This is a genomic window from Rhodococcus sp. 24CO, assembly GCF_050586165.1.
In the GTDB taxonomy this organism is placed as follows: Bacteria; Actinomycetota; Actinomycetes; order Mycobacteriales; family Mycobacteriaceae; genus Rhodococcus_F.
In genome coordinates this window covers 26,142-51,412 of the sequence record NZ_JAZFNF010000002.1, presented here as the reverse complement: position 1 = coordinate 51,412, position 25,271 = coordinate 26,142, and the positions used below count along the sequence as shown (strand labels likewise).

The 25,271-nt window shown below is 61.5% G+C and carries 24 protein-coding genes and 1 pseudogene; 13 read left to right on the top strand and 12 right to left on the bottom strand.

Annotation, left to right across the window (positions count from 1 at the left end):
* Positions 1 to 37 precede the first annotated feature (37 nt).
* Positions 38 to 1,312, top strand: coding sequence for a T3SS (YopN, CesT) and YbjN peptide-binding chaperone 1 (locus V2B23_RS04380; RefSeq protein ID WP_430949228.1), 1,275 nt, complete (start codon positions 38 to 40; stop codon positions 1,310 to 1,312).
* A gap of 11 nt (positions 1,313 to 1,323) precedes the next feature.
* On the opposite strand, the gene V2B23_RS04375 is transcribed toward V2B23_RS04380, so the two are convergent.
* From V2B23_RS04375 to V2B23_RS04345, 7 genes are all read right to left on the bottom strand, one after another.
* Positions 1,324 to 2,160 carry a mycofactocin-coupled SDR family oxidoreductase gene (locus tag V2B23_RS04375; protein ID WP_430949227.1) on the bottom strand — a complete coding sequence of 279 codons (837 nt, stop codon included), beginning with the start codon at positions 2,158 to 2,160 and terminating at the stop codon, positions 1,324 to 1,326.
* 120 nt (positions 2,161 to 2,280) lie between these two features.
* Complete coding sequence (locus V2B23_RS04370; RefSeq protein ID WP_430949226.1) at positions 2,281 to 4,440, bottom strand: transglycosylase domain-containing protein; 2,160 nt, start codon at positions 4,438 to 4,440, stop codon at positions 2,281 to 2,283.
* 112 nt (positions 4,441 to 4,552) lie between these two features.
* Positions 4,553 to 4,759 (bottom strand): hypothetical protein, encoded by a 207-nt coding sequence (locus V2B23_RS04365; RefSeq protein WP_430949726.1) that lies wholly within the window; start codon positions 4,757 to 4,759, stop codon positions 4,553 to 4,555.
* The gene (locus V2B23_RS04360) at positions 4,759 to 5,595 is read right to left on the bottom strand and encodes a carbohydrate ABC transporter permease (RefSeq protein WP_430949225.1); all 837 of its coding nucleotides are present in this window, start codon (positions 5,593 to 5,595) and stop codon (positions 4,759 to 4,761) included. Before V2B23_RS04360 ends, V2B23_RS04365 begins: the two co-directional genes overlap by 1 nt.
* The gene (locus V2B23_RS04355; RefSeq protein ID WP_430949224.1) at positions 5,592 to 6,770 is read right to left on the bottom strand and encodes a carbohydrate ABC transporter permease; all 1,179 of its coding nucleotides are present in this window, start codon (positions 6,768 to 6,770) and stop codon (positions 5,592 to 5,594) included. The genes V2B23_RS04360 and V2B23_RS04355 overlap by 4 nt, the downstream gene beginning before the upstream one ends.
* 20 nt (positions 6,771 to 6,790) lie before the next feature.
* Complete coding sequence (locus tag V2B23_RS04350; protein ID WP_430949223.1) at positions 6,791 to 8,080, bottom strand: ABC transporter substrate-binding protein; 1,290 nt, start codon at positions 8,078 to 8,080, stop codon at positions 6,791 to 6,793.
* Positions 8,081 to 8,249: 169 nt separating this feature from the next.
* Positions 8,250 to 9,323 (bottom strand): ABC transporter ATP-binding protein, encoded by a 1,074-nt coding sequence (locus tag V2B23_RS04345; protein WP_033237063.1) that lies wholly within the window; start codon positions 9,321 to 9,323, stop codon positions 8,250 to 8,252.
* Positions 9,324 to 9,436: 113 nt separating this feature from the next.
* On the opposite strand from V2B23_RS04345, the gene V2B23_RS04340 reads away from it, so the two are divergent.
* The 3 genes from V2B23_RS04340 to V2B23_RS04330 all read left to right on the top strand — a co-directional run bounded on the left by V2B23_RS04340 (position 9,437) and on the right by V2B23_RS04330 (position 11,173).
* Entirely contained in the window at positions 9,437 to 10,249 is an 813-nt protein-coding gene (locus tag V2B23_RS04340) for a DUF2786 domain-containing protein (RefSeq protein ID WP_430949222.1), read from the top strand.
* Positions 10,246 to 10,743 (top strand): TIGR04338 family metallohydrolase, encoded by a 498-nt coding sequence (locus V2B23_RS04335; protein WP_430949221.1) that lies wholly within the window; start codon positions 10,246 to 10,248, stop codon positions 10,741 to 10,743. The genes V2B23_RS04340 and V2B23_RS04335 overlap by 4 nt, the downstream gene beginning before the upstream one ends.
* Positions 10,744 to 10,804: 61 nt before the next feature.
* Positions 10,805 to 11,173: a helix-turn-helix domain-containing protein gene (locus V2B23_RS04330; protein ID WP_430949725.1), complete on the top strand. Its 369-nt coding sequence runs from the start codon at positions 10,805 to 10,807 to the stop codon at positions 11,171 to 11,173.
* Between the two features lie 12 nt (positions 11,174 to 11,185).
* Here V2B23_RS04330 and V2B23_RS04325 read toward each other — a convergent pair.
* Both V2B23_RS04325 and V2B23_RS04320 read right to left on the bottom strand, forming a co-directional pair.
* Positions 11,186 to 11,761, bottom strand: a pseudogene (locus V2B23_RS04325) (ATP-dependent Clp protease proteolytic subunit); the annotation flags it as partial.
* A 4-nt stretch (positions 11,762 to 11,765) separates the two neighbouring features.
* Positions 11,766 to 12,374: a ClpP family protease gene (locus V2B23_RS04320; RefSeq protein WP_430949220.1), complete on the bottom strand. Its 609-nt coding sequence runs from the start codon at positions 12,372 to 12,374 to the stop codon at positions 11,766 to 11,768.
* A 311-nt stretch (positions 12,375 to 12,685) separates the two neighbouring features.
* Between V2B23_RS04320 and V2B23_RS04315 the strand changes: the two genes are divergently transcribed.
* The 7 genes from V2B23_RS04315 to V2B23_RS04285 all read left to right on the top strand — a co-directional run bounded on the left by V2B23_RS04315 (position 12,686) and on the right by V2B23_RS04285 (position 18,818).
* Complete coding sequence (locus V2B23_RS04315) at positions 12,686 to 13,303, top strand: Clp protease N-terminal domain-containing protein (RefSeq protein WP_430949219.1); 618 nt, start codon at positions 12,686 to 12,688, stop codon at positions 13,301 to 13,303.
* A 58-nt stretch (positions 13,304 to 13,361) separates the two neighbouring features.
* Positions 13,362 to 15,038, top strand: a complete 1,677-nt coding sequence (locus V2B23_RS04310; protein WP_430949218.1) for an FAD-binding protein — start codon at positions 13,362 to 13,364, stop codon at positions 15,036 to 15,038.
* Positions 15,035 to 15,388 carry a 4Fe-4S dicluster domain-containing protein gene (locus V2B23_RS04305; RefSeq protein ID WP_430949217.1) on the top strand — a complete coding sequence of 118 codons (354 nt, stop codon included), beginning with the start codon at positions 15,035 to 15,037 and terminating at the stop codon, positions 15,386 to 15,388. The genes V2B23_RS04310 and V2B23_RS04305 overlap by 4 nt, the downstream gene beginning before the upstream one ends.
* Entirely contained in the window at positions 15,385 to 16,386 is a 1,002-nt protein-coding gene (locus V2B23_RS04300) for an ABC transporter substrate-binding protein (RefSeq protein ID WP_430949216.1), read from the top strand. Before V2B23_RS04305 ends, V2B23_RS04300 begins: the two co-directional genes overlap by 4 nt.
* Positions 16,383 to 17,228 carry an ABC transporter permease gene (locus V2B23_RS04295; protein WP_430949215.1) on the top strand — a complete coding sequence of 282 codons (846 nt, stop codon included), beginning with the start codon at positions 16,383 to 16,385 and terminating at the stop codon, positions 17,226 to 17,228. Before V2B23_RS04300 ends, V2B23_RS04295 begins: the two co-directional genes overlap by 4 nt.
* Positions 17,225 to 17,959: an ABC transporter ATP-binding protein gene (locus V2B23_RS04290; RefSeq protein WP_430949214.1), complete on the top strand. Its 735-nt coding sequence runs from the start codon at positions 17,225 to 17,227 to the stop codon at positions 17,957 to 17,959. Before V2B23_RS04295 ends, V2B23_RS04290 begins: the two co-directional genes overlap by 4 nt.
* Positions 17,960 to 18,023: 64 nt before the next feature.
* A complete protein-coding gene (locus V2B23_RS04285; RefSeq protein ID WP_430949213.1) occupies positions 18,024 to 18,818 on the top strand; it encodes an LLM class F420-dependent oxidoreductase in 795 nt (264 codons plus the stop codon).
* A gap of 52 nt (positions 18,819 to 18,870) precedes the next feature.
* Here the strand turns inward: V2B23_RS04285 and V2B23_RS04280 are convergent, their stop codons facing one another.
* The 3 genes from V2B23_RS04280 to V2B23_RS04270 are packed head-to-tail and all read right to left on the bottom strand — an operon-like array spanning position 18,871 to position 22,750.
* The gene (locus V2B23_RS04280) at positions 18,871 to 20,562 is read right to left on the bottom strand and encodes an acyl-CoA dehydrogenase family protein (protein WP_430949212.1); all 1,692 of its coding nucleotides are present in this window, start codon (positions 20,560 to 20,562) and stop codon (positions 18,871 to 18,873) included.
* A 10-nt stretch (positions 20,563 to 20,572) separates the two neighbouring features.
* A complete protein-coding gene (locus tag V2B23_RS04275; RefSeq protein WP_430949211.1) occupies positions 20,573 to 22,078 on the bottom strand; it encodes a class I adenylate-forming enzyme family protein in 1,506 nt (501 codons plus the stop codon).
* 36 nt (positions 22,079 to 22,114) lie between these two features.
* Positions 22,115 to 22,750: a TetR/AcrR family transcriptional regulator C-terminal domain-containing protein gene (locus V2B23_RS04270; RefSeq protein ID WP_430949210.1), complete on the bottom strand. Its 636-nt coding sequence runs from the start codon at positions 22,748 to 22,750 to the stop codon at positions 22,115 to 22,117.
* A gap of 249 nt (positions 22,751 to 22,999) precedes the next feature.
* Between V2B23_RS04270 and V2B23_RS04265 the strand changes: the two genes are divergently transcribed.
* Together V2B23_RS04265 and oxdA are read left to right on the top strand one after the other, a co-directional pair.
* Positions 23,000 to 24,019, top strand: coding sequence for a helix-turn-helix domain-containing protein (locus tag V2B23_RS04265; RefSeq protein WP_430949209.1), 1,020 nt, complete (start codon positions 23,000 to 23,002; stop codon positions 24,017 to 24,019).
* Between the two features lie 195 nt (positions 24,020 to 24,214).
* A complete protein-coding gene (gene oxdA / locus V2B23_RS04260; protein WP_430949724.1) occupies positions 24,215 to 25,264 on the top strand; it encodes an aliphatic aldoxime dehydratase in 1,050 nt (349 codons plus the stop codon).
* The last annotated feature ends 7 nt before the right edge of the window (positions 25,265 to 25,271 follow it).

Below are 25,271 nucleotides of genomic sequence, written 5' to 3'. Positions count from 1 at the left end.
CTGGACCGGTATGAACCCCACCCGTGAAGGAGCGTCGATGTCGGAGCACACTTTCGATCTCGAGATCACTGCCGCATGGACTGCATTCGGGGCTCGTGTGTCTCGATACATCGCTGCAATGCAAGACAACGACACCCTGGTCGTGGAGTCGCAGCACGACTCGCAAGACAACCTCGACTACGCCCCCGCCTGCATCCAATTCTTCGCGTGGGACCAGACCCGCGTCAGGTGCGAGGTACCGTCCAATCAATTCCTGCACCCGCTGCGGATGCTTGAACCCGAGGATCACGAGTCGCTGCTCGGCTGGGGATTCAATCGCCCCGATCAATGCGAGCACGACGACACCGGCAACGGCTCGATGTCCTTCTACATCGACGTCGATCGCTCTCGGCCCGACGGCGTCGTCGCCCAAGCCCTACGGGTGTTCGGCGACATGTGGAGCATCGCGCACCCGAGTTTTCTCCGTGTACAGGTGAGCGGGCGCGAAGACATTCCGGAATTCGACCACGGTCAGACTCAGGCCAGCGAATACGACTCGTTGAACGAGTTGGTCGACAACGCCCTCGGTCGGCTTCTCGACTACACCCCAGAGCGTGACGACGACGGCGACATCCCGCTCGTTCGGGGCGAACAGATCACGTATATCCGCGTGCTCGAAGACGACCAGTACGTAGAAGTTTTCTCGCGGGTTGTTCACTCGATACCGGACACAAACCATGCTGCTCTTGTTCTGTCCCAACTCAATCGGCAGTGGCCTACCATCAAGCTCATCCTGGTGGAACAAAGCGTCCTCGGCGTAGCCCGGGTCGACGCCGCTCCGTTTGCACCCGATCATCTACTGCGAACCATCCGATCCTTTGCCGAACTGGCCGACGCATCGGACGAACTCGCTGAAGAGCTTGGCGGGCAACCCATTCGAGCCGATGGAGATTTCGCGGCCACAGACGAGGCGGACAGCGACGGACTGAGCGCCGTTTTCGACGGTTCGGCCGTCGAATGGCACGAGTGCTTCGAGTTTCCACCCGCCCTCATGTCCATCCTCGAACTCGACGCAGACCAGACCGGTGGACTCACCGCAGACGACGTCGCAGAAATCTGCGGACGCGACCGCGACACCATCCTCGAGTATCTCCGCATCAGTCAGGAGCAGGAAGCCGAGTGGCATAACGCCCTCACAAACGCTGTCGCAGTCGGCGGTGAAGATATCGAACTGTGCACCGGCGAGAAACTCGCGTGGACTCACACGATTGCCCACCTACGCCAAGCACTGCGCGTCGTTGTCCTTCCCCGAAAAGGCAGCGACACACAGTAACTACGGCACGACTACTTGATGACCGATCCAGCGTCAACCGGCAATTGAACCCCGGTGACGTAGCGTGCGGCATCACTGACCAACCACAGAATGGCGTTGCTGACATCGCTTGATTCGACCCACCGGACAGGGAGCGCATTCGAACTTCGGAACGCATCACTCACATCGTCGAGGGTGATCTCGGATGGCTTCTTGTCCGGACGGAAAAGCGCGTATGTGTATTCGTTGTGAATCATGTCGGTGTTGACGCCAGTCGGATGAACCGAATTGACCCTGATCATGTTCGGCGCAAGCTCATTCGCCAGCGACTTCATCAGGCCGACCACACCGTGCTTGGCAGCGGCATAGTGTGCCAGGTTTCCCAGGCCCTTGATCCCCGCGGTGGAACTGGTGAGGACGATCGCGCCACCGTCGCCGTGTGCCTTGAGGTGCGGCAGCGATGCCCTCACCGTCTTGAACACACCGGTCAGGTTGATCGCGATCATGTCGTCCCACATGTCATCAGTGAGGTTCTCGGCCGGAGCGAAACTCGCGATGCCCGCGTTCGCGAGCACGATGTCGAGGCGCCCGAGTTGCGACACACCCTCGTCGACTGCGGCTCTCAACCCGGCTGAATCACGAACATCGGTGTGGGTGGCAATAATTCGACGCCCCAGTGCTTCGACCTGCCGAACCGTCTCGTTCAAATCTTCTGCAGTGGCCAGGGGATATCCGACAGATCCCACCTGATCACACAGGTCGATCGCGATGATATCCGCACCCTCCTGCGCCAATGTTGTTGCATGCGAACGTCCCTGACCCCGCGCGGCACCGGTGATGAAGGCGACTTTGCCGTCCAGCTGACCCATTCGACCTGCTCCCTCGACCGTGTGACGACGCCCGTGCGCATGCTGCAACTCGCACATCACGTTACGTCACAGCATGTCGCCAGGTGGGCGATCTGCGAAGATCGCCGCCTCTGCAAAAGATCAGCCCGGCAACGGAATGACGATGCCCGGAAGAATCTCGATCGAACGGGGCCGCTGCGGGATCTGCGGAATTTCCACCGGCGGCAGTCCCGGAATGTTCAGCGTGGTGGAAGGCGGGGTAGCTGCCCCAGTGCTGCGGTCGTTCGGCGATGTCGCACCGGAGTTGGCGGGAACACCGGCCTGTCCGCCGATCGGATCCGGCCACGGGAAGGTCTCGACGTCGGAACCCTTGAGAGCGCCGTCCATCGTGCTCTTCCAGATATCGGCAGGAAGCCCCGAACCGTAGATCAATCCGCCGTTGTAGTTGGTGATGGCCTGGGCATCGGAAGTGCCGATCCACACCGCCGTGGACAGGGACGGCGTGTAACCCGCCATCCAGGCGTCCTTGTTCTGACCGGTGTCACCGAGCTGAGCGGTTCCGGTCTTCGACGCAACCGCGCGACCACCGGCCAACGCGTGGCCATTGGAGTACGACGCGATCGGCAGCATCGCCTGCGTGACGTTTTCGGCGACGGCAGCGTCGAGTCGACGCTCACCGGGGGAGACCGGACGATCGAGTAGAACTTCACCCTCGGCCGTCACCACCTTCTGGATGAAGTGCGGCTGCTGGTAGACCCCGGAGTTGGCGAGAGTTGCATAAGCGGACGCCATGTCGATGACGCGGGACTGATACTGCCCGAGCACGATTCCGTTTTCCGGCGGGTCACCCGCTTGAGTCAGGGTGGGGTAGTCGAGCCCGGGAATTCGCTCGGGGATACCGGCTAGGTGAGCCGCGTCGGCGATCTTCTGCGGACCGTTCTCCATCGACAGCATCAGTCGGTAGAAACTGGTGTTGAGCGAACGCTTCAGGGCTTCCGCGATGGTGCAGGTTCCGCAGGATTCACCGCCGACGTTTCCGATGGTCACACCATTGATCGTGAGCGGTGAACTGTCGAAGCGGGCCGAGAGCGGGATGTCCTCCATCAACGCGGCCACCAGTCCGAAGACCTTGAACGCCGAACCCGTCTGCAACGGCGCCTGGGCGTAGTCGAAACCAGCGCCGTCCGTGCCGCCGTAATAGGCGGAAACTCCACCGGTCCGTGGGTTGATGGATACCGCTGCGGTGCGCAGTTCCTCCGGTTCCCCGTCGAGGTTCTTGCTCACCGCGTTGAGCGCGGCTTCCTGCGCCTGAGGATCGATGGTGGTCGTGATCTGTAGGCCTGCCGTGTTCAGCGTCTCGTCACTGATACCGGCTTCGGCAAGTTCCTTGAGGACCTGCGTCTTGATGTGGCCTTCCGGTCCGGGAGCCTGGTTCAGATCAGTGGGGCGGTTGGCCGCCGCGACAACGGGAAACGTCATCGCCTCACGGTCGGCCTTGGCGAGTGTGCCCAACTCGGCCATTCCGTTGAGCACGTAATTCCATCGCGCTTCGAGCGCAGGCAGATTGGTCTCCGGATCGAGGAACGAGGGACTCTGGATCACGGAAGCGAGAACAGCGCCTTCGCCGACCGTCAGGTCGCTGACCGGCTTGTCGAAGTACGCATTCGACGCCGCTGCGATGCCGTAAGCACCGCGGCCGAAGTAGATGGTGTTCAGGTACGCCGCGAGGATGTCGTCCTTGGACCACTCTCGCGCCATCTTGGCGGAGATGACCAGCTCACGCATCTTCCTGTCGATACTGCGCTTGTCACCGACCAACACGTTCTTCACGTATTGCTGAGTAATGGTGGACCCACCGCCGGCGCTTTCCTTGCCCATGATGTTGTCGCGGGCCGCGCGCGCGAATCCCGAAATGGAGAAGCCCGGATTGGTGTAGAAATTGCGGTCCTCGGCGGAGAGGACGGCGTCACGAATATGAATCGGGATGGCCGACAACGCAACTTCGGTGCGGTTCCCCTCCGGGGGGACGACCTTCCCGAGCACGGTGGTGCCGTCGGCCATGTAGATGGTGGAAACCTGCTTGGTCTGCATGTCAGCCGGGCGAGGGACCTCCGTGCGGCTGTAGGCAACAGCAAACACCGACGCAGGCACGATAATCATCAGCAGTACGAGCACGTAGATCGTCCGCCGGACGAACCGCCACTTCGAGCGCTTCTTCTTGGCCGGTTTTCCCGGGTTGCCGGAGCGACGCGAAGACGATGCAGCACCACCTGCCGCATTCGATCTGTTCGATGGACTCACTTACACACTCCCGGTCGGGTACATGACCTCACAGCATCATTGCACCAGGGTGTTATCTCGATCAGATAACTCCCGGCAACTGCGATACCGAAACGTCACACTACCGGGAGCTCTACTGCCGACGCTCCGCACGAACCGCTTTTCGGTATCCGCGATACGCAAAGCCCAGTGCAATGACGCACCCCAGCAACACCAGTGACGGCGTCACGCCTGGGTCACCTTTGACGATTGCGACCACAGCGCTGATCAACGCCATGAGAGCAAACACCGAGATGAAGCCGGCGATGAGCTCCATTCGCTGTGCGCGCGAAGCCCGCATCACGACTTGACGCCGCCTGCGGTCAGGCCTGCGATGATCCGTCGCTGGAAGATCAGAACCATGATCACGAGGGGGATCATCACGAGGGTGCCACCAGCCATGATGGAGGTGTACGGCGTGACAAAGGGATCGGTGCCGGAGAATTTGGCCATCGCCACGGTGACGGGCGCTGTTTTGTCACTCGAGAGCTGCAGTGCCAGCAGGTACTCGTTGACCGTCGCGATGAACGCGAGGATCGCGGTAGTGAACAGTGCCGGCGCGGCGAGCGGCAGCATGATCAGCCGGAAAGCCTGGCCCCGGGTGGCGCCGTCGATGCGAGCGGCTTCTTCGAGTTCCCAGGGGAGTTCGGAGAAGAAGGAGGTCAGCGTGTACACCGTCAGCGGCAGGACAAACGAGATGTTGGGGATGATCAGCGCTTTGTAGCTGCCGATCCACCCGAGGTCCGTGAACATCTGGAACAACGGCGTCACGAGTGCGACGACGGGAAACATGGACGCGCCGAGGATGATTCCGGTGACGAAGTATTTGCCACGGAAGTCGAACCGTGAGAGCGCGTACGCCGTGAAGACGCCGACGATCAGAGCGACAAGAGTGGTCGCGCCGGCGATGATGAGGCTGTTCATCAGGGCGCGGGTGAAGTTCACCTTGGCATCGGGATCGAGCGCCGCGGTGAAGTTGGACAGCGTGAGATTTGTGGGCCAGAGCGACGTCGAGAACGTGTCCGCCGGGTCGCGCAACGCCGTCACGATCATCCAGTAGCAGGGAGCGAGTCCCCACACGATGATCAGTACGACGCCGATGTAGGTGCCGATCTTGCCGCGTAGTGCCTTGTTCATACCGGCTCCCCTTTCCGCTGCTTTTCCTGCGTGCTGACCGCGTTGGCTCCGAGGAATCGGACCAGGATGAAGGCCACAGCGAAGATGATGAGGAACGTGATGGTGGACAGTGCCGATGCCGAATTGGCGCCGACGCGCATCTGATCGACCACCAGGACCGAGATGGTGGACGTGGCGGGATTGGATCCCATCATGATTGCGGGCAGGTCGTACATGCGCAGGGCGTCCATCGTGCGGAAGAGCACGGCCACCATGAGTGCGGGCTTGACCAACGGCAGCGTGATCATGCGGAAGCGCTGCCACGCGGTTGCGCCGTCGACCTTGGCTGCTTCGTAGACGTCTGCGGGAATCATCTGCAGACCGGCGAGGATGAGCAGTGCCATGAACGGCGCTGTTTTCCAGACGTCGGCGACTACGATCGCGAATCGCGCCGGCCACGGATCGGCCGTCCACAAGATGTTGGTGCCGAGAATCTTGTTGGCGATGCCGTCGTTGGCGAAGATGAAGAACCACAATTTCGCGGTGACAGCGGTGGGGATGGCCCACGGAATCAGAACCGAGGCGCGCAGCAGACCGCGTCCACGGAAAGTCTTGGCCATGATCAACGCCATCGAGAGGCCGATCAGCGTCTCGAGCAGAACCGTGACGATCGTGAATCCGAAGGTATTGCCGATCGACTGCCAGAACTGCGAGCCGAGCGTGCCGGGCGGACACGGAATCGCACCGTTCGCCGTGTTGCAGGACTGCGTGATCCAGTTCTTGTAGTTGTCGAACCACGTGAACTGACCGGTGACGAACATGCCGGTCTCGGGATCGAGTTTCTTGCCGTCGCTGTGCATCGACATCCAGATCGCGCGCCCGAGCGGGTACACGATGATGACTGCGAGCACGATCAACGATGGTGCGACAAACGCCCACGGCGGGACGCGTCGACGCTTTTTCGGCTTGTCGGCCGACGGGGGCGCAGGCATATCCGGCGGGGGTGGAGGCGTATCTGCAGAGTCAGGCAGAACCTTGGTCATGGACATCCCTGTGCCCTCGGATACCGACGGCTCTTCGAGAGGTTCCGGCGCTCGGTGTCTCCCACCAACGCCCGAACGGTCGGGACCGGTTGACCCGGCCCCGACCGTGGGGTTGGCAGGCACAGCCGCGGAAGGATCCTGCGGTTCTGCCATTGCTTATTGCTCCTGGTAGATCAGTTACCGGCTGTTTCGATGCCGGCCTTGGTGTCCGCCAAAGCCTGCTCGACGGTCTTCTCGCCGCGAATAGCAGCGTAGGTGTTGTCGGAAATCGACTTCGACACCTGCGTGTAGTACGGCGTGACGGGACGCGGCTGCGCGGTGGCAAGCGCTTCCTTCAGTGTCGCGAAGTACGGGAACTCTGCAAGTACTGCCGGGTCGTCGTAGACAGCCGAGAGGACGGGTGCGCCGCCGACTGCGGTGAAGTACGTCTGCGACTTCTTGGTCTGCATGAACTCGAGGAAGTCGCGTGCCGTGGCCGGAGCGTCCGAGAAGGCACTGATACCGACGTTGTAGCCGCCGACCGTCGACGCGCCCGGTCCGTCGACACCCGGAAGGACGGTGTAGCCGTACTTGCCGGCGACCGACGTCTCTTCGCCGTCGACCGAGAAGCCGGACCAGCTACGCATGAACAGGGCCTTGCCTTCGCCGAAGGCGCTCTGCGACTCGCCCTCGGAGTAGGTCAGTGCTTCCTGCGGGATCGTGTTGTCGGCGAAGGAATCGACGATGAACTGCACGCCTTCCTTCGTCTTGTCGTCGATCGCCGGGGTGATGCCGTCAGCGGCGACCCACGGTCCGTCGTAAGCGTTGGTGATCTCGGTGGTGTTGACCGTCAGGCCTTCGTAGTTCTTGAACTGACCGACATAGCAGGAGATGCCGGCTTCGACAGCCTTCGGGCAGTTTTCCTTGAGCTCGGCCCACGTGGTGGGAGCCTTCTCGACGAGGTCCTTGCGGTAGTACAGGAACGCGGCGTTGGTGTTCTTGGGCGCTGCGTAGAGCTTGCCGTTGTACGTGCCGGACGCGACCGTGGACTCGAGGAGGCCCGATGTGTCGATCGCGAGGTCACCCTCGAGCGGAGCCAGCCATCCGTTGGCAGCAAACTGCGCGGTGTTGACGACGTCGACGCCGATGAGGTCGTACTCGTCGCTCTTGGCCTGCATGCGCTGGGTGATGTCGTCGACCTGGGCGTTGGCTTCCTTCGCCAGCGGCTTCAGGGTGACCTTTTCGTCCGGATGCTCGGCATTCCAGTCGGTGATGATGTTTTCGAGCGCCTCATTCAGGGCATCCTGGCCCTCGACGATCGTGATGGGGCCGCGGCCTTCACTGGAGGACGATCCCCCGGATGCGGCTGTGGTGGTGGTGTCGCCGCCGTTGTCCGAATCGGACGAACAACCGGCCAGTACCAGCATCGACACTGCCGACGCTGCAATTGCAGCCCGACGCATCGCCTTCGAGTTCAGAACCATGGATTCGCTCCCCGCTTGTATACGACAAAAGACATCCCGGAAGCCGACGTCACGGCATGCGCCATGAGTGCCGGCTCCCGGCATCGGCCCCTACTGTGGCACGAGACACCCCTACTTGTTGGTATTACGGCGAACCTGAATCGTTCATGTGTCGGATTAGAGCGTCGAATCAGCCGAGGCGACGGCCGTCGCTGGACGCAAAAATGTGCACCTTGCCCGGGTCGACGCGAAGATTCACGCGATCACCCTTCTGCGGCGGATTACGCCAGTCGCCTCGCGCCACGATCTGTTGTGGGCTGCCGCCGATAGTCGTGCGGCCGTAGACGTAGGCATCGGATCCGAGTTCTTCGACGACGTCGACGTCCATCGGAATTCCCGCGGCGGCAATTTCGAGGTGTTCCGGACGAATTCCGAGCACAACTTCGGTCTCGGGTGTGCCGTTCAATGTTTCACGGGAAACAGGAACAACCACGTCACCGAACGCCACACCGCGATCGGTGAGCGGAAGAGTGAAGAGATTCATCGCGGGCGAGCCCATGAAACCGGCAACAAACACGTTCTTCGGCCGGTTGTAGAGTTCCCGTGGCGACGCGCACTGCTGCAGAATTCCCTTGTCGAGGACGGCGACGCGGTCACCCATGGTCATGGCCTCGACCTGATCGTGCGTCACGTAGACCATCGTGGTCGCGAGGCGTCGCTGCAATTGCGCGATCTGCGTACGCGTCTGCACCCGCAGTTTTGCGTCGAGGTTGGAGAGCGGCTCGTCCATCAGAAACACCTGCGGTTGGCGGACGATGGCGCGGCCCATGGCAACTCGCTGACGCTGACCACCGGACAGCGCCTTCGGCTTGCGATCCAAGTACGGCTCGAGGTCGAGCATCTTGGCGACTTCCTCGACGCGAGCCCGGGTTTCCGTCTTGTTGGTGCCCGCCAACTTGAGCGCAAATCCCATGTTCTCGGCGACCGTCATATGCGGGTACAGCGCGTAGTTCTGGAACACCATCGCGATGTCGCGTTCCTTGGGTTCCTGACCCGTGACGTCGCGGTCGCCGATGAGAATGCGGCCACTGTGAACCTCCTCGAGGCCCGCCAGCATGCGGAGCGTCGTCGACTTTCCACAACCGGACGGTCCGACGAGAACAAGGAACTCGCCGTCCTCGATCTGGAGGTCGAGCTTGTCGACTGCGGGGGAATTCGATCCGGGGAACAGGCAGGTAGTTCCCTCGAATGTCACTGAAGCCATGACGGGTTGATCCCTTCTACCGGCAGGAACGTGCCGGACGATCCAAGTTGAGGGTGAGTGTGTGCCCCAGCAGCATAAGCGCCGCTGTCGGTATCCGGGAGTACCCTTCTGCGGTGAGTTCGGAGAAGATGTTGACCCGCATCGGTGCTCTGCTGCGCCAGGCAGAATCCACCGATAATCCCCACGAAGGTGAAGCCTTCATGGCGGCCGCGCAGCGGTTGGCCACCAACTCGGCCATCGACCTGGCGGTGGCCCGTGCGCATACAGCGTCGTCGGAAAAACGGGCGACGCCCACCCAACGTCTCATCACGATCGGTGAGCCAGGCAAGCGCGGATTGCGGACCTACGCGCAGTTGTTCATCGCCATCGCCGCCGCGAACGACGTGCAGTGCGACATCGCGCAGACGTCTGCCGTCATCTTCGCCTACGGATTTGCCGGCGACATCGACGTGTGTGAGGCCCTGTACTCGAGCCTGCTGTTCCAGATGGTGCGTGATTCCGACGCGTATGTGCGCTCCGGCGCGTACCGCGGTGAGACGTCCGTGCGGACGGTCGTCGAAACTCGCGGACGACGACGTGTCAGCACACAGGTCCGCAAACCTGTTGCCGGAGTAACCGCACGGCTCAACTTCCAGATGGCCTATGCGGCGCGCATCGGCGCCCGGTTGGCGGAAACGAAGAAGGAAACGGAAACGGTTTCTACTGCTTCATCTTCGGAAACCGCACTGGTGTTGCGTAACAAGGAAATCGAACTCAAAGACTTCTACTCGTCCAACTCCAAGGCGCGCGGTACGTGGCAGGGCGGCGGCCGGGCCAGTGCCGGGCATTCGTCGCATGCACGCCAGGCGGGTGATCGTGCTGCGCGCTCCGCACGGCTGGGAAACCTCCCGGAAATCGGCGGGGTGCGCGGGCAGCTCGATTCATGAGGGACAATCAGCGGTCTGCCGTTTACGAGGCAGAAACCTTGGTGCGCACCATGTTCGACCGCGCGGACCAGCGGGGGACACGTAGCATCGAAGTTCTGGGATCTACCATCACACTGCCGGTCGAGCGCAAATTCGGTTCCGTGGAATCGGTGCAGACGTATTGCGATCAGGTTCTTGCGCTGAACTGGGTGGGGGAATCCTGGCCCCGCGCACGTGTTTCGGTCATGGTGCGCGCCCGCGCCGGCAACACTGCCGCCCATTATGCGAACAACACCATCGCCGTCCCGGAGGATCGAGACGGCCGGTGGGCATTACGCGAATTCGTTGTCCTACACGAACTCGCACACCACCTCGGCAATCCCGACTCCGACGAGGCCTCCCACGGGCCCGAGTTCGTCGACCGCTATCTCACGCTGGTCGGCGAGATCATCGGGCCCGAGGCTGCCTTCGTACTACGCGCGATGTTCCTTGCCGGTGGTGTTCGAACCGACTGAGTCCTCTCTGCCCTCGGCGAACCCGGTAGTGGGCGAACCGGTCGGCTGGAATACTCGGCGTATGGATGCGCAGCGCAGATTGGTCCTGGTCAAGGATGGGTCGGAACTCCCCGACTCGGCCGTCGCTGCGCGTAAGCGGCCACTGATTCGCGAAGCATACGGACGAGTGTTGCGTGAGGTCCGACGCGATCAGGACCGGACACTCGGCGACGTCGCGGCTGAGGTCGGGATGTCGAAGCAGTACCTCTCCGAGATCGAGCGGGGCAAGAAGGAACCGTCGTCGGAAATCCTGCGCGCGATCTGCGAAGCACTGGGAATGCCGCTGGAGCACTTGCTGTTCCGAGCGGGCAACAGGATAGTTGCACTCAATTCCGTCACCTTCGGCCACTCTCCGGCCCCGATCTCCGGCCCCGTCCTGATGGCGGCGTAGTCCGTTCCCTTCGATCACGGTGTCGGCGAGTCCGTACGAAATTGCGTCGTCGGCGGTGAAAATCCGGTCCCGATCGGTGTCCTTTCGAAGTCGCTCGACGCTCTGACCGGTGTGCTTACTCAAGATCGTCTCCGTCTGCTCGCGGATTCTCAGGATCTCAGCTGCTTGGAGCGCCAGATCCGAGATGGTGCCACTACCTTGCGTCGACGGTTGGTGCAACAGCACCCGCGAATGGGCGAGAACGTGTCGATGCCCCGGAGTGCCGGCGGCAAGCAGTACCGCAGCGGCCGACGCAGCTTGGCCCATACAGTACGTCGAAATCGTGGGTTTCAAGAACTGCATCGTGTCGTAGATCGCGAGCATCGCAGTGGTGGAACCGCCGGGAGAGTTTATGTACAAACCGATTTCACGGTCCGGGTTGTCGGCCTGCAGGTGAAGCATCTGGGCCATCACGACGTTGGCGACGCCGTCGTCGATCTCCGTGCCGAGAAAGACGATGCGTTCGTTGAGCAGCCTGCTGAAGATGTCGAAAGATCGCTCACCCGTTGGCGTTCGCTCGATGACACTGGGAATCGTGTACTGGGACATGACGTCACAATCCGATCTTGGGGAAGGTAGCCTGGGGCGCGATCTCGGCGAAGTTCGTCACGACGCGGTCGACGATTCCGTATTCGCGAGCCTGTTCGGCGGTGAACCAGCGATCCCGGTCGCTGTCGATCTCGATTTCTTCGACGGTTCGGCCCGTTTCGGCGGCCAGAATTTCCTGCGATTGACGCTTCATCAACTCGAGGCTCTCGGCCTGGATCGCGATGTCCACCGCGGTACCACCGATACCCGCGGACGGCTGGTGCATCATGATGCGACTGTGCGCCAAGCTGATTCGTTTGCCGTGTGTACCGGAGCAGAGGAGCACCTGGCCCATGCTGGCGGCGAAGCCCATCGCGACCGTCACGACGTCGTTGGGGATGAGTTTCATGGTGTCGTAGATGGCGAGTCCGGCAAATACCGATCCGCCGGGTGAATTGATGTAAAGCACGATGTCGCGCTTGGGGTCCGTTGTGGCAAGAAGTACCAGTTCCGAACACACGCGCTCGGCCATGTCGTCGTTCACCTCACCGGTCAGCAAGATGGTTCGTTGGCGAAAGAGCCTGTCGGTCAGCAGGTCACGGTAACCGGCGTCGGTGGAGGTTGGAGTAGTCATGAATCCATTCCTACCGTCGTAGCGGCGCCGGAAGCCCGATTGTCTGCTGTGGGCAGACCCAGACCTGAACCGGGCGATTCGGACCAGGCTGAACTAAACCCGTGAGCAGCACTTTTCCGCCGAATCGACGGCAGTCGCCATTGTCGTCGCCACACAGTGGGGGTTATATGGGGTTATGCACATCAGTGCAGGTCAGAGTGTCGAGTTACGAGAGAGGCCGGGGCAGATGCCAAAAAATCAACGTCTACGTTCCGGATGATCTCGCGGCCGCGATACGCGCCCGGCAACTCCCGATCTCGGCGATCTGCCAAATGGCGCTGCGCGGGGCACTCGATCGCGAAGCACCCGATTCTTCGGTACGCATCACCGAGCACATCGAGACCGATCTGCCGTTCAGCCCGCACCTGGCATCGGTGATATCCCTGGCTCCGGCTGCTGCGGCCAGAAAAGGTTCGTTGGCAGTTGATTCCGAACATCTGCTGCAAGCCCTCCTGGACGAGGAAGAGAACCTCATCCTGCGCGGCCTCGACCACCTCGGGCTTACCCGCGCATCCATCCAGAAGACTCTTGATCTGGTGGTGCCAGACAAGGCACCGGTCGACGACAGCGATGTCACGTACGGCCCCGCGGCCCGCGTGATTCTCGAAGCAGCGGTGGCCGACGCACACTTGGCTGGGAACTCCGTCGTGAACGGCGCAAACCTGGTGTGGGCCTTGGCAAACGCATCCACGGGCTACGCCGCCGACGTCTTGGACCACCTCGGATTCTTCCAGGTGACCACTCACCAAGCCCTCGGCCTGATCGAAGTTGGTGTCGGCCATACAAACCGATATGCGCCGGCCGGCCAAGCTGCGATCCTCACGGAACTGGCCAAGATCACCGACCGCCTCGCACGCCTCGAGGCGTCTCTGCCGTCTTCGTGTAGCTAGAGCGAATAACTCGTAGCCCCCTCTCTTCTCACGCATTTCAGAATGGAGGTGCGCTGTCATGGCGCGCTCACTCCCTCGCTTTCACGGACAGATAGTCACGGACGATTCCGAGAATCTGCAGGTGTCGACCGATGTGTTGGTTGTCGGCGGCGGACCGGCAGCAACCTGGGCGGCAGTGGCCGCAGCCGAGTCCGGCGCCAGTGTCGCGTTGGTAGACAAGGGCTATGTCGGCGCGAGCGGTGTAGCCGCGACGGCAGGTGTCGGCCATTGGCTCGTGCCCCCGATTCCGGAACGCCGCGACGAAGAGATCTCGCGGCGCGAACGATCCGGTGGATTCATCACCGATCGAGTCTGGACCGAAGCGGTTCTCGACGAGGCTTGGGAGCGAACAGCTCTCATACCGGAATGGGGTTACAAACCCAGCGCCAACCCACGCAGTCCTGGCTCGCTGTTCGGCGCCCGTCCCGGCGAACGGTCATTTTCCGGTGCCGCTCCCGATTACCTCCGCTTCCTGCGTGGAAAGGTCAAGAAATCCGGAGTCCACGTGCTGGACCACAGCCCGGCACTCGAGCTACTAGTCGATTCCAGCGGAACTGTCTCCGGTGCAACGGGTTACCAGCGTCAGGTCAAACGGCCCTGGCGCGTCGACGCCGGCGCCGTGATCCTCGCGACCGGTGGCACCACGTGGAAGAGCCACTCTCTCGGCGGTGACGTGAACACCGGTGAAGGGCACTTGATGGCTGTCGAAGTCGGCGCACATCTCTCCAGCATGGAGTTCTCGAACTTCTACGGAATGGTGCCCTTCGGAACCAGCATGGATAAGAACGGATTCTTCGTCTCCGCCTCGTACTGGGATCACCGCGGCGAACCGATCCGGTATCACGACCTACACCAAAGCCGCGCAGAGCTTCTCGGCGCTTCGCTGCGCGGCACGATCACCGCACAGTTCACTCAGTTCGGCAAAGAGATGTGGCCGGCGCTGCGCGCTGCGATGCCCAACTTCTTCATGGTGACGGACAAGCTCGGGATCGATCCCTTCACCGAACGGTTCCCGATGGACTGGGTGCAGGAGGGAACCGTCCGGGGCACGGGCGGCATCCACATTCTCGACTACGAGGCGTCGACGGGAGTGTCCGGACTGTATGCGGCCGGTGATATCGCGGCACGCGACCGCATAGTCGGTGCGGCCACCGGCGCAGGCGGACCCAATCTGTCCTGGGCCATCGCGACCGGGACGTGGGCTGGACGCGCGGCAGCCGGATTCTCCGCACATCGTGGATTACCAACCCGATTCGATGTCGAACCGTCCGGAACCGTCGGCATTCGTGGTCGAGGTGTCACCAGCGTCGACGATACCGTTCGCTCGATCCAGTCCGAGATGCTGCCGATCGACAAGGCAGTTTTCCGCAGCAACGACGGACTCGCCGACTCGGCAGCTCGTCTGGATCGACTATGGGAGAGTGCATCTTCCGCCCCGAGCACCGAATACTCCGGCATGGAGGCCATCGCGCAACGCGAGAGCGCGGGAATGCTGGCGATGGGCCGGTGGGCGGTACGTACGGCCATGGCGCGCACCGAAACCCGTGGCATGCATACCCGCACCGATTTCCCGGACGCGGATTCGCGTCAAGCCCACCGACTACTCAGCGGCGGGCTGAACGATATCTGGGTGGAGCCGGATACCGAATTACCCCGCGTCGGTATCACATTGGCAGCGCAGGGGAGTGCGTCATGATCGAGATCATCAACGCCGACCGGTGCACCACGTGTGACATCTGCGTCCGGATCTGTCCGATGAACGTCTTCGATGCCGTCCCGGATGCCCCACCCGTGATCGCCCGGCATTCGGACTGCCAGACGTGTTTCCAGTGTGAGGCGTACTGCCCGGCCGACGCCATGTTCGTCTCGCCCTCACGCACACCGGAACCGCAGGGCTCCGAGTTCCTCGACGAAGAGCACCTCCTCGGGCAGAACTTGCTCGGGATGTACCGCGAACGCGTCGGGTGGCGTAAATCGTCCCCTCACCCGACACAATCCACAGCCGACTATCACCAGCTTGCTCAGAACGCCAGGAGAACACCATGACCATCCGCACTCGCACCAAAAGCCTTGCCGCACTGCTGGGAATCGCACTCCTCGCAACGGTCACCGCGTGCTCGTCGACCTCGGAAGCAACCGAGGGTACGTCGGCGGCCCTGGTCCCGTTGACAGTCGGCGCTCCGTGGAACGGTGCGGCCGGTAAATCCCCGACGGACACAACCTCGTTCGGTTACGCCGTCCACGAGGGTCTGGCGCAGCCCATTCTCGAGAAGTACGGGTTCGAGTACAAAGCCTTCGTTGGCTTCAACAACGGTCCGCCGGTAGTGCAGGCATTGCAGACCGGCGACGTACAGGTTGGTCTGATCGGCGACACTCCGGCCGTTCAGGCCAAGGCCAGCGGAATCGATGTGCCCGCCTTGGTGATCGACAAGCCCGCGTCCGATATCTGGTTCCTCGGCCGCGAAGGTGGAGTGTCGAAGATCGAAGATCTTGCCGGAAAGAAGGTGGGACTCCAATTCGGCTCCAACTTCGACAAGTACGGGCGTGCCGTACTCGAACGTGCCGGTGTTGGCGATCAGGTGGAGTTGGTGAACTTGCTCTTCGCCGACGCGCTTCCGGCCCTGCAGCGCGGCGACATCGACGCCGTTCCACTTCCCGCTACCACGGCCGGGATCTGGCGCAAGCAGATCAACTTTCCCATTCTGTCCAAGGCAAGCGTCGACGATCCCGATCTGCTGGCCACCAGCGTCGCGTTGACTTCGCGTGAGACGTTTACGGCCAATCCCGAACTGGCAAAGGCGGTCTGGGAGGTCATTCAAGCCGGCGACAAGGCAATCGATGCGGACCACGACGCCTATGCTCAGTTCGTTTTCGATGCCACCGGCTCGCCGGTAGATGTGGTCAAGGAAGCAACGCTGTGGAATTTCCAGAGCGAACCCGTTGACCCGGACGGATTGAACACGGTCCGTTCGACGCTCGACTTCCTGGTCAAGTCCGGTAAGGCCCCCAACGCCTTCGATGTCACAACTTGGGCAGTGTCATGAGTGTGGAAGCACCGGCACTGCCCACGGTGAGAGCGCCGGAGCATCTCGCGCCGGTACCCACCCGTCGGCGGCGACGCTCACGATTGACCGATGTCGCGCTGCGCGCAAGTGTTCCGGTTGCCCTTCTCGCCTTGTGGGCGGTGGGATCTGCCACCGGCAAGATCGACGAGAAGACCTTTCCGTCACCGTGGTCGGTGTGGTCGGCATTTGTCGAACTTCTGACGACAGGTGTTCTGTGGGAGAATCTCTCGGTTTCTCTTGTCCGTGTTGCCATCGGATTTGCCATCGGCGGCGCTTTGGGACTGTCGCTCGGCATCGTCTCCGGTCTGTTTGCTCTGGCCGACAAACTCCTCGACCCGACGCTTCAAATGCTCCGCACCATCCCGTTTCTGGCAATCACTCCGTTGCTGATCCTGTGGTTCGGCATCGACGAACGACCCAAGATCATCATCATCGCGGCAGCAGCACTGTTTCCGCTGTACATCAACACTCACAGCGGCGTGCGCAACGTCGATCGCAAAGTCATCGAGGCCGGACGAGTATTCGGACTCCGTGGCATCGGATTGATCCGTCAGGTGATTCTGCCGGAGATGATTCCTTCGGTGCTTGTCGGACTGCGGGTCTCGCTGTCGGTGTCGCTTCTCGCGCTCATCGTCGCCGAGTTGAGCAATGCCCCCAAGGGTCTGGGTTTCCTGATGACCTCAGCTCAGCAGTATTTCCAGACCGACATCCTGGTAGTTGTCGTGATCATCTACGCGATCTGGGGCCTGTCGGTCGATCTTCTCGTTCGAGGTCTCGAGCGAATCCTGATGCCGTACAAGCAATGGGGGAAGTCCGCATGACGGTTCGAGCATCCGACACCGGCATCCGTGCCAGCGGTGTCGTCAAGACTTTCGGTGATCGCACAATCCTGGACGGTTTCTCACTCGACGTGAGACCGGGAGAGTTCGTAGCACTCCTCGGAGCCAGCGGTAGTGGCAAGACAACCTTCCTGCGAATTCTTGCCGGTCTCGAGGGCTACGACGCCGGAGAGGTAGTTGCACCGGACGCCCGGACGGTCGTCTTCCAGGAGCCTCGCCTGATTGCGTCGAAGCGCGTCCAGGACAACGTCATCCTCGGTCAGCGTGCTACCCGGAAGAATCGGGAAGCCGCGGCCGCTGCCTTGGCCGAAGTCTCACTAGCCGGGCGCGAACGGGCTTGGCCAACAACCTTGTCCGGCGGCGAAGCGCAACGTGTCGCATTAGCCCGAGCCCTGGTACGCAACCCCCAACTGTTGCTGCTGGACGAGCCGTTTGCGGCGCTCGATGCGCTCACCCGACTCCGCATGCAGGCATTGGTGGCCGAACTGTGCCGCAAACATCGTCCGGCAGTGCTGCTGGTGACTCACGACATCGACGAAGCAATCCTGCTCGCGGATCGTATTGCGGTGTTGCGCGACGGTCGTTTGAGCATCCTCGAAGACGTCTCGTTCGCGCAGCCGCGCAATCCTGCGCAACCGGGATATACAGCTTTGCGTACCCGCTTACTCGAGGAATTGGGGGTGCACGAAGCGGTCGGTGCCGCACACACGTAGCGGCAACCGGGCATTCCCAGCCATGATGAAGGGAGAAACCATTTCCTCTCGGCAGGAGCGCGGCATGACTCGTCCGGTACGCATCGGTGTTCAACTCCAACCCCAGCACGCACCCGACTACGGGCTGATCCGCGACGCGGTTCTGCGATCAGAAGACGCGGGGGTCGACATCGTCTTCAACTGGGACCACTTCTACCCGTTGACCGGCGATCCCGACGGAGCTCATTTCGAGTGCTGGACCATGCTCGGGGCCTGGGCCGAGCAGACCGAACGTGTGGAGATCGGAGCCCTGGTCACCGGGGGTGGCTACCGCAATCCCGATCTGCTGGCCGATATGGCGCGCACTGTCGACCACATGAGCGGGGGACGACTCATCCTCGGCATCGGCGCCGGCTGGTTCCAGAAGGACTACGACCAGTTCGGATACGACTTCGGCACCCCGGGTTCACGCCTGAAACTGCTCGGCGAGTACCTGCCGCGCATCACGCGGCGACTGGCCGGCGGCAACCCACCGCCGACCCGCAATATCCCGGTCCTGATCGGCGGTGGCGGCGAGAAGAAGACCCTACGACTGGTCGCCGAGTATGCCGATGTGTGGCACAGCTTCGGCGACCGCGAGACGCACCTGCGTAAGTCCGACATCCTGGCCGATCACTGCGCCGCCGTCGGACGCAATCCTATGGACGTGGAACATTCCGCCCCGTTGCCCGGTTTGGAGAACGCCGCCGACCTCGTGGCCGACGGCGTCACTCTCTTCACAGTCAGTTCGAGCGGGCCGGATTACGACCTGACTACCCTCGTCGAGGCAATCGGGTGGCGCGATGAGAACACGGCACCTGCGTTGAGCGGTTTGGCCTAACGGCCTGTGCGCCTTTTTGGTAGCTGGAACTACCAGAAAGGCGCACGGGCGGTTACGCCCTAGCGAGGATTCCTGCGAAATCAGTTCCCACTGGGAGGGTTCCGTACTCATGGCCACGATCCTCACCCAGGCGAGCGGCAATGAACGCCTCGGACGACGCGGCCGGTGAGTAACGCACCATCAGCGACGCCTGCAGCGCGAGCGCCATAGCTTCGACGACGGTCCGAGCCCTCAGCTGCGCGTCAGCGGGTGCCATCGTGGCGAGCTCACCGAGCTGGCGTCGTACCCGGTCGAGGTGCTGATCGAGAACCGGGTTGTTGCCTCGAGCGAGGTTGACCTCGTGATCGAAGGCGGCGACAGAATCGGGTTCACGAGTCATCGCGCGCAGAACGTCGAGCGCGATGACGTTGCCTGAACCCTCCCAGACGGCCATGACGGGCTGTTCGCGGTAGCGACGAGCCAGCGGGAAGTCCTCGGTGTATCCGTTGCCACCGAGGCACTCGAGAGCCTCGTACGAGTGATGCGGGCCGCGCTTGCAGATCCAGTACTTCGCGACGGCTGTCGCGAGGCGACGGAATGCCTTTTCCTGCTCGTCTGCGTCGTTGTCCTGTCCACGTGCCAACCGCAGTGCGGTGATGGTCGCGGCCTCGGATTCGAGCGCCAGGTCCGCCAGCACCGACGTCATCGCAGGCTGATCCGCCAGAACGGCTCCAAAAGCGCTGCGGTGACGGGCGTGCCACACTGCTTCGGCGACGGACTGACGCATACCGGCGGTACTGCCGAGAATGCAGTCGAGGCGCGTCTGCGACACCATCTCGATGATGGTCCGCACTCCACGGCCAGGCTCACCGATCATGGTGCCGACGGTGCCGTCGAGTTCGATCTCGGATGACGCGTTGGACTTGTTGCCCAGCTTGTTCTTCAGACGCTGGATGCGGAAGACGTTTCGGGTGCCGTCTGGCAGGATGCGCGGGAGCAAGAAGCACGAAAGCCCCTCACCTGCAGCACCTTCAGCCTGAGCGAGAACCAGGAAAGCGTCGGACATCGGTGCCGAGCAGAACCACTTGTGGCCGGTGAGCAGGTAATCGGCACCCGGACCGCCGCGGCCGGCCGGCTTGGCGATAGTGGTGTTGGCGCGTACGTCCGAGCCGCCCTGCTTCTCCGTCATGGACATACCGAAAATGGCGGATGCCTTTCCGGGGGCGTCCAATTCGGGGGTGTAGCTGCGCGAGAGTGCGCGCGGCGTCCAGATGGCAGCAACGTCGGGTTGCAATTCCAGTGAGGGGATTACGGCGTGCGTCATGGAGATGGGGCACGCATGACCGGGCTCAACCTGCGAGAACAGCATGAATGCCGCTGCGCGAGCAACATTGGCACCAGGCTTGGGGTTTTCCCACGCCGAAGTATGCGCACCGTGCGCGACTGCAGCCGAGATGATGCGGTGGTACGACGGGTGGTATTCCACCTCGTCGATACGGTTGCCCCAGCGGTCGAACGTGTGCAGTTCGGGGATGACGGTGTTGGCCAGTTCGGCGTCGTGCTGGAAGCCTGCGCTGCCGACCAGTTCACCGATTCCGGTGAGTTCCTCTGTTGCCCAGTCTGCATCGTGACGTACGACGCCCTCGGCAAGCACGGTGTCGAGAAGGTACTCGTTGACGTCGGTACGCGGCACCGACTGATTGAGCACTGCATGCGTGCGATGCGGGGCCGGATGCGTGACGGTGTTTTCGGAAAGTTCAGTCATGACAAACCTTTCAGCTCGCACTGCGGATGAGGTGCTTCTGGATCTTGCCGGTGGGTGTACGCGGGAGCACGGTCACAAATTCCACCTCACGCGGAATCTTGTAGCGCGCCAGCTTGTCCGAGAGGTAGCTCTTGATGTCGTCGGCATCGATGACGCCGGGTTCACGCCACACGACATGCGCAACGACGGTTTCGCCCCACTCCTCGTTGGGCTTGCCTACCACTGCGACGTCGACAACATCGGGGTGCCCAGAGATCACGTCCTCCACCTCTTTGGAGTAGACGTTCTCGCCGCCGGTGATGATCATGTCCTTCGCGCGATCGACGATGAAGAGATAACCGTCCTCGTCGGTGCGCGCGAGATCGCCTGTGCGATACCAATCTCCGTCGGCAAACGCGGCGGCGGTTGCTTCGGGATCATCGAGATAACCTTGCATGACGGTGTCGGCACGCAACCAGATCTCACCGATCTGCCCAACCGCGGCGTCGGTTCCATCATCACCGACCACCCGTAGATCCACACCGGCGAGCGCGTACTTGCCGATGGACCCTGCCTTGGTCAACTGCTCTTCGGGATACAACACTGTTCCGACGGGTCCGGTCTCGGTCATGCCGTAGACCTGACGGAATTCGGTGGTGCCGTAGGACTCCACGAGTCGGCGGGCGACGTCGGCACCGATGGGGCCACCGCCGTACAACCACGCGCGCACGCTGCCGAGGTTGTAGTCGGCAAAGTTCGGGACCATGTTGAGCGCCGTGGTGTAGATGACGGGTGGCCCGAAGCAGAGCGTAATACGTTGTTCCTGAACAGTTTCCAGAAAGGTGACCGGATGGTACTCGCGCACCAGCACAACCGTTCCACCCATGTACAGGGTGGACATGAACCAGTTGTTGAGCGGGGAGGCGTGCCAGATCGGAACAGCCATGAGCAGTCGCTCGTCACGCGTCGTCGAGACCGCAAGACCGGCGGTGACAGCCACGCCGACCACGTTGCGGTGGCTGTGGACGCAGCCCTTCGGCGCCCCGGTAGTACCTGAGGTATACAGGATTTCAGCGGGATCGTTTTCGTCGATCTCGATCCCGTCCACACCGTCCACGCTGGTGATGGCGTCGTCGAAGAAGTCGAAACCGTCTGCGGAAGAGTCGGTACTGACCAACTTCGCGGTGGTGTCGAGCCGGCTGACGACCGGTGCCAGTTCACCGTCGAAAACACACACCGATACCTTCGCGTGCCCGAGTACATATGCAACTTCGGGTGTCTGCATCTTGTGATTGATGGGAACTACAACGGCGCCCAGTCGCCAGGCTCCCAGCATCGCGTAGACAAAACCTGGTGTGTTGAAGCACATCAGGGCTACTCGATCGCCGCGTTCCACACCCAGCTTGTCCAGATACGCGGCAGCTCGCCGACTTCCGTCCTGAACCTGCTGATACGTGTGTTCGTGACCACCTGAGATCAGGAACGGTTTGTCGGGCGTCTTGGTGACATTGCTGTCGAATACGCGAACGATGTTCATCGGCAAATCCTTAAAAGTCTTGATGGAGAGAGAGTTTCACTCCATCGAGCTGTTCAGTACTGCGTCGGGTATCTGAAGGGTGGCGAAGATGACGGCAACTGCTTCCTCGAGCGAGTAGCCGAAGCTCTCGCCAGTCGCCGTCTTCTGGATGACGAGGCCGAAGATCGCGGACCAGAAGGCCTTCGATTCGACGTCGATGCCCGCGCGCAGCTGCCAGCCGGTACGGACCAAGGTTCGCAGGAGTGCAGTTTCGCCCGAGGAGTGCAAAGTGCGGAGAGTATCCGAGATGAGATCGCGTAGCTCGCCGCGTCGCCCCGTCATCATCATGGCTTCGACAAAGATCTCGACGCTCGGAGCTCCCGCGCCGAGCAGCGATCCCACAAGATTCTCGGTGTAGTCACCGACGGTCGCGGCGTCAGCGGCATCAACCTCGGCACGCTTACCTGCGCGGAGAACAGCAGCGCACGCGACCTCGACAAAAAGCTTCTCTTTGGATCCGTAGTAGTACGTCACCTGATTGGGATGGGCGCCGGCGGCCGCACAGATCTGAGCGATGGACACGCACTCACCATGCTCGAGAAACAGTTCCGTGGCCGCGTCGAACAGAGCCTGACGGGTCTGCTTCCCGGATTGCCGTGTTGCTCGCGCTGCCGGTACTGCTTCGGTGGCCATGGACGCACTCCTACTTGTTTGTATGACAAACAATAACTTGGTGTTGTTTGTATGGCAAACAATTTTTTCCAACGCGAACGGTCGAGTGAGAATTACGAGCCATATCGATCGACACCTCACACACAGCGGACTAGTCTTCTCCCACAGAGCGAACCCCGTACCTACTCGTTCGGGATCAACTGCAGACTAGGCACATTCGGTGTTTAGCCAACCGAACAACTCGATTCTTCTGCGAGGAGGTGCCCTTCAATGCTCGAGAAACCTGACGTTCCGCTTCCGACAAAGGCAACTATCGCGGGGGACTGGGCAGACCTACTGCGCGAACATTTTGTCGCTCTGGACGTATCCGATATCGACGACCGCACACGTTTCACCGGGGCTGTCCAATCAGCTCAGCTTGCCCACGTCAAGGTTGCTGCCGTTCAGTCGATGGAACAACGCATAGTGCGCAGCAACAGTTTGATCAGGGACGACGGCGCCGATTACCTGCAAATCGGGATGATTCGCCGTGGTAGCGCGATAGTGCGGCAGGATGAGCGCGAGTGTGTACTGAGACGTGGTGACTACGTTCTGTACGACACCACCCGCCCTTTCGATTGGCAGTTCGAGGGACATCCCGACGACGGGTTCTGGGGACTCGAGGTCTTCACCTGGCCGAGGCCGTCGCTAGCGCTCGCGGACACTGAAATCCGGAACCTGACCGCTATTGCGTTCGACGGTCACACCGGCGTGAGTGGACTTCTAGGTCGCTTTCTTCACGATCTCGCGTCGGTCCGCATGGCATCCGATGTCGCCGGCGCAGAGGCCGAGATCATCGAGGAAATAAGCGGTTTGGTGAAATCGTTCCTGCACACCACAATCCGCCCGGTCGCCTCGTATCGGAACGACCTGTACGAGATGGCACTTTCGGTCATAGACGACCGGATCGAGGACCCGTCGCTGTCGCCGGTAAACATCGCAGAATCGGTCTCAGTTTCCATTCGACAGTTGCACCGGGTCTTCGCCGAGCACGGAACGACGGTGTCACGCTCTATTCGACGTCGCCGACTCGAAGTATGTCGCCGAGAGATGGTCCGACACGGCACCGCAGAGCGGTCATTGAGCCAAATTGCTCACCGGTGGGGATTCACGGACCCCTCTACGTTCAGTCGAGCGTTCAAAGCAGAGTTCGGGATGAGTCCTCGCCGATACCGCTCGGAATCTCTCACTGCGACACTCGATTCCGCGAACCCTGCCTCACTCAGGCAACAGTCGGTAACGCGCACGTAACCTGCTGCGTCACTTACTTATTCGAGACCGTCACGGAAACTCGGCGCCGACAGAAGTAATCCGGGGTTCTTGGCACTGAGGTCCATGTTTCTGGCATTTCTGGTCAAGTTTGCCGCGCGTTGCGGGCGTAGATTTTCGATACGCCGTTGCCGAAGCGTCAGGCAACGAGGAATGACCTACTCGGATGGAGTGCTCATGGAATCTGCGATCAGTGAACATCTCAAATGCCCTCGGACCCTGACCCGCAGGGTTCCCGACACATACGCACCCCCATTTCCCATGTGGGTGGGACGCTCGGACGAGAAATTGCAGCAAGTGATGATGGGCTACTTCGGCGTGCAGTTCCGAGGAGATGAACAGCGTTCGGACGCACTGGCAGCCATGCGTCACATAGTTGCCAGTCTCGAGTTGACCGACGGCGCGTTACACCACGATCTGACCCACCACCTCGACAATCAAGGCTACGAGAACCTGATTGTCGTAGGGTACTGGAGCGACCCTGTGTCCCAACAACGTTGGAGCAAGTCCCCTGCCGTGGCGGACTGGTGGGAATCTGCTGACCGCTTGTCGGACGGCTTGGGTTTCTTCCGCGAGATCGTGGCACCGCGGGCCGAGCAGTTCGAAACGCTGTACGCGTTCCAAGACGATCTCCCCGGCGTCGGAGCGGTTATGGACGGGATCAGCGGCGACATAAACGAACACGGCTACTGGGGTTCGATGCGCGAACGATTTCCGATCTCCCAGACCGACTGGATGCAGCCGTCCGGTGAACTCCGCGTGGTCGCCGGTGATCCCACAGCCGGTGGCCGTGTGGTGGTGCGCGGACACGACAACATCGCCTTGATTCGATCCGGTCAAGATTGGGCCGATGCCGAAGCAGACGAACGCAGTCTGTATCTGGACGAAATCCTGCCGACACTCGAGGCGGGCATGGACTTCCTCCGCGACAACGGCCCCGCAGTTGGCTGCTACAGCAACAGATTCGTACGCAATATCGACATCGACGGCAACTATCTCGACCTGAGCTACAACATCGGCCACTGGGCCTCGCTCGACAATCTCGAGCGCTGGTCGGAGTCCCACCCGACCCATCTACGCATTTTCACCACCTTCTTTCGGGTGGCCGAAAACCTGGAGAAACTCCGCCTCTACCACGAGGTCTCGGTATTCGACGCGGACGCACAGCACTACGAGTACATCAACTGTCATCCGCACACCGGAATGCTGCGCGACGCCACAAACTGACCAGATC

Bases quoted from the DNA above. Each gene is read 5' to 3' on its own strand.
- V2B23_RS04350 (WP_430949223.1), bottom strand. From the start codon at position 8,080: ATGGTTCTGAACTCGAAGGCGATGCGTCGGGCTGCAATTGCAGCGTCG.
- V2B23_RS04305 (WP_430949217.1), top strand. From the start codon at position 15,035: ATGATCGAGATCATCAACGCCGACCGGTGCACCACGTGTGACATCTGC.
- V2B23_RS04365 (WP_430949726.1), bottom strand. From the start codon at position 4,759: ATGCGGGCTTCGCGCGCACAGCGAATGGAGCTCATCGCCGGCTTCATC.
- V2B23_RS04300 (WP_430949216.1), top strand. From the start codon at position 15,385: ATGACCATCCGCACTCGCACCAAAAGCCTTGCCGCACTGCTGGGAATC.
- V2B23_RS04380 (WP_430949228.1), top strand. From the start codon at position 38: ATGTCGGAGCACACTTTCGATCTCGAGATCACTGCCGCATGGACTGCA.
- V2B23_RS04335 (WP_430949221.1), top strand. From the start codon at position 10,246: ATGAGGGACAATCAGCGGTCTGCCGTTTACGAGGCAGAAACCTTGGTG.
- V2B23_RS04295 (WP_430949215.1), top strand. From the start codon at position 16,383: ATGAGTGTGGAAGCACCGGCACTGCCCACGGTGAGAGCGCCGGAGCAT.
- V2B23_RS04310 (WP_430949218.1), top strand. From the start codon at position 13,362: ATGGCGCGCTCACTCCCTCGCTTTCACGGACAGATAGTCACGGACGAT.
- V2B23_RS04290 (WP_430949214.1), top strand. From the start codon at position 17,225: ATGACGGTTCGAGCATCCGACACCGGCATCCGTGCCAGCGGTGTCGTC.
- V2B23_RS04330 (WP_430949725.1), top strand. From the start codon at position 10,805: ATGGATGCGCAGCGCAGATTGGTCCTGGTCAAGGATGGGTCGGAACTC.
- V2B23_RS04360 (WP_430949225.1), bottom strand. From the start codon at position 5,595: ATGAACAAGGCACTACGCGGCAAGATCGGCACCTACATCGGCGTCGTA.
- V2B23_RS04265 (WP_430949209.1), top strand. From the start codon at position 23,000: ATGCTCGAGAAACCTGACGTTCCGCTTCCGACAAAGGCAACTATCGCG.
- V2B23_RS04315 (WP_430949219.1), top strand. From the start codon at position 12,686: ATGGCGCTGCGCGGGGCACTCGATCGCGAAGCACCCGATTCTTCGGTA.
- V2B23_RS04355 (WP_430949224.1), bottom strand. From the start codon at position 6,770: ATGGCAGAACCGCAGGATCCTTCCGCGGCTGTGCCTGCCAACCCCACG.
- V2B23_RS04320 (WP_430949220.1), bottom strand. From the start codon at position 12,374: ATGACTACTCCAACCTCCACCGACGCCGGTTACCGTGACCTGCTGACC.
- V2B23_RS04345 (WP_033237063.1), bottom strand. From the start codon at position 9,323: ATGGCTTCAGTGACATTCGAGGGAACTACCTGCCTGTTCCCCGGATCG.
- V2B23_RS04375 (WP_430949227.1), bottom strand. From the start codon at position 2,160: ATGGGTCAGCTGGACGGCAAAGTCGCCTTCATCACCGGTGCCGCGCGG.
- V2B23_RS04280 (WP_430949212.1), bottom strand. From the start codon at position 20,562: ATGACTGAACTTTCCGAAAACACCGTCACGCATCCGGCCCCGCATCGC.
- V2B23_RS04285 (WP_430949213.1), top strand. From the start codon at position 18,024: ATGACTCGTCCGGTACGCATCGGTGTTCAACTCCAACCCCAGCACGCA.
- V2B23_RS04270 (WP_430949210.1), bottom strand. From the start codon at position 22,750: ATGGCCACCGAAGCAGTACCGGCAGCGCGAGCAACACGGCAATCCGGG.
- V2B23_RS04275 (WP_430949211.1), bottom strand. From the start codon at position 22,078: ATGAACATCGTTCGCGTATTCGACAGCAATGTCACCAAGACGCCCGAC.
- oxdA (WP_430949724.1), top strand. From the start codon at position 24,215: ATGGAATCTGCGATCAGTGAACATCTCAAATGCCCTCGGACCCTGACC.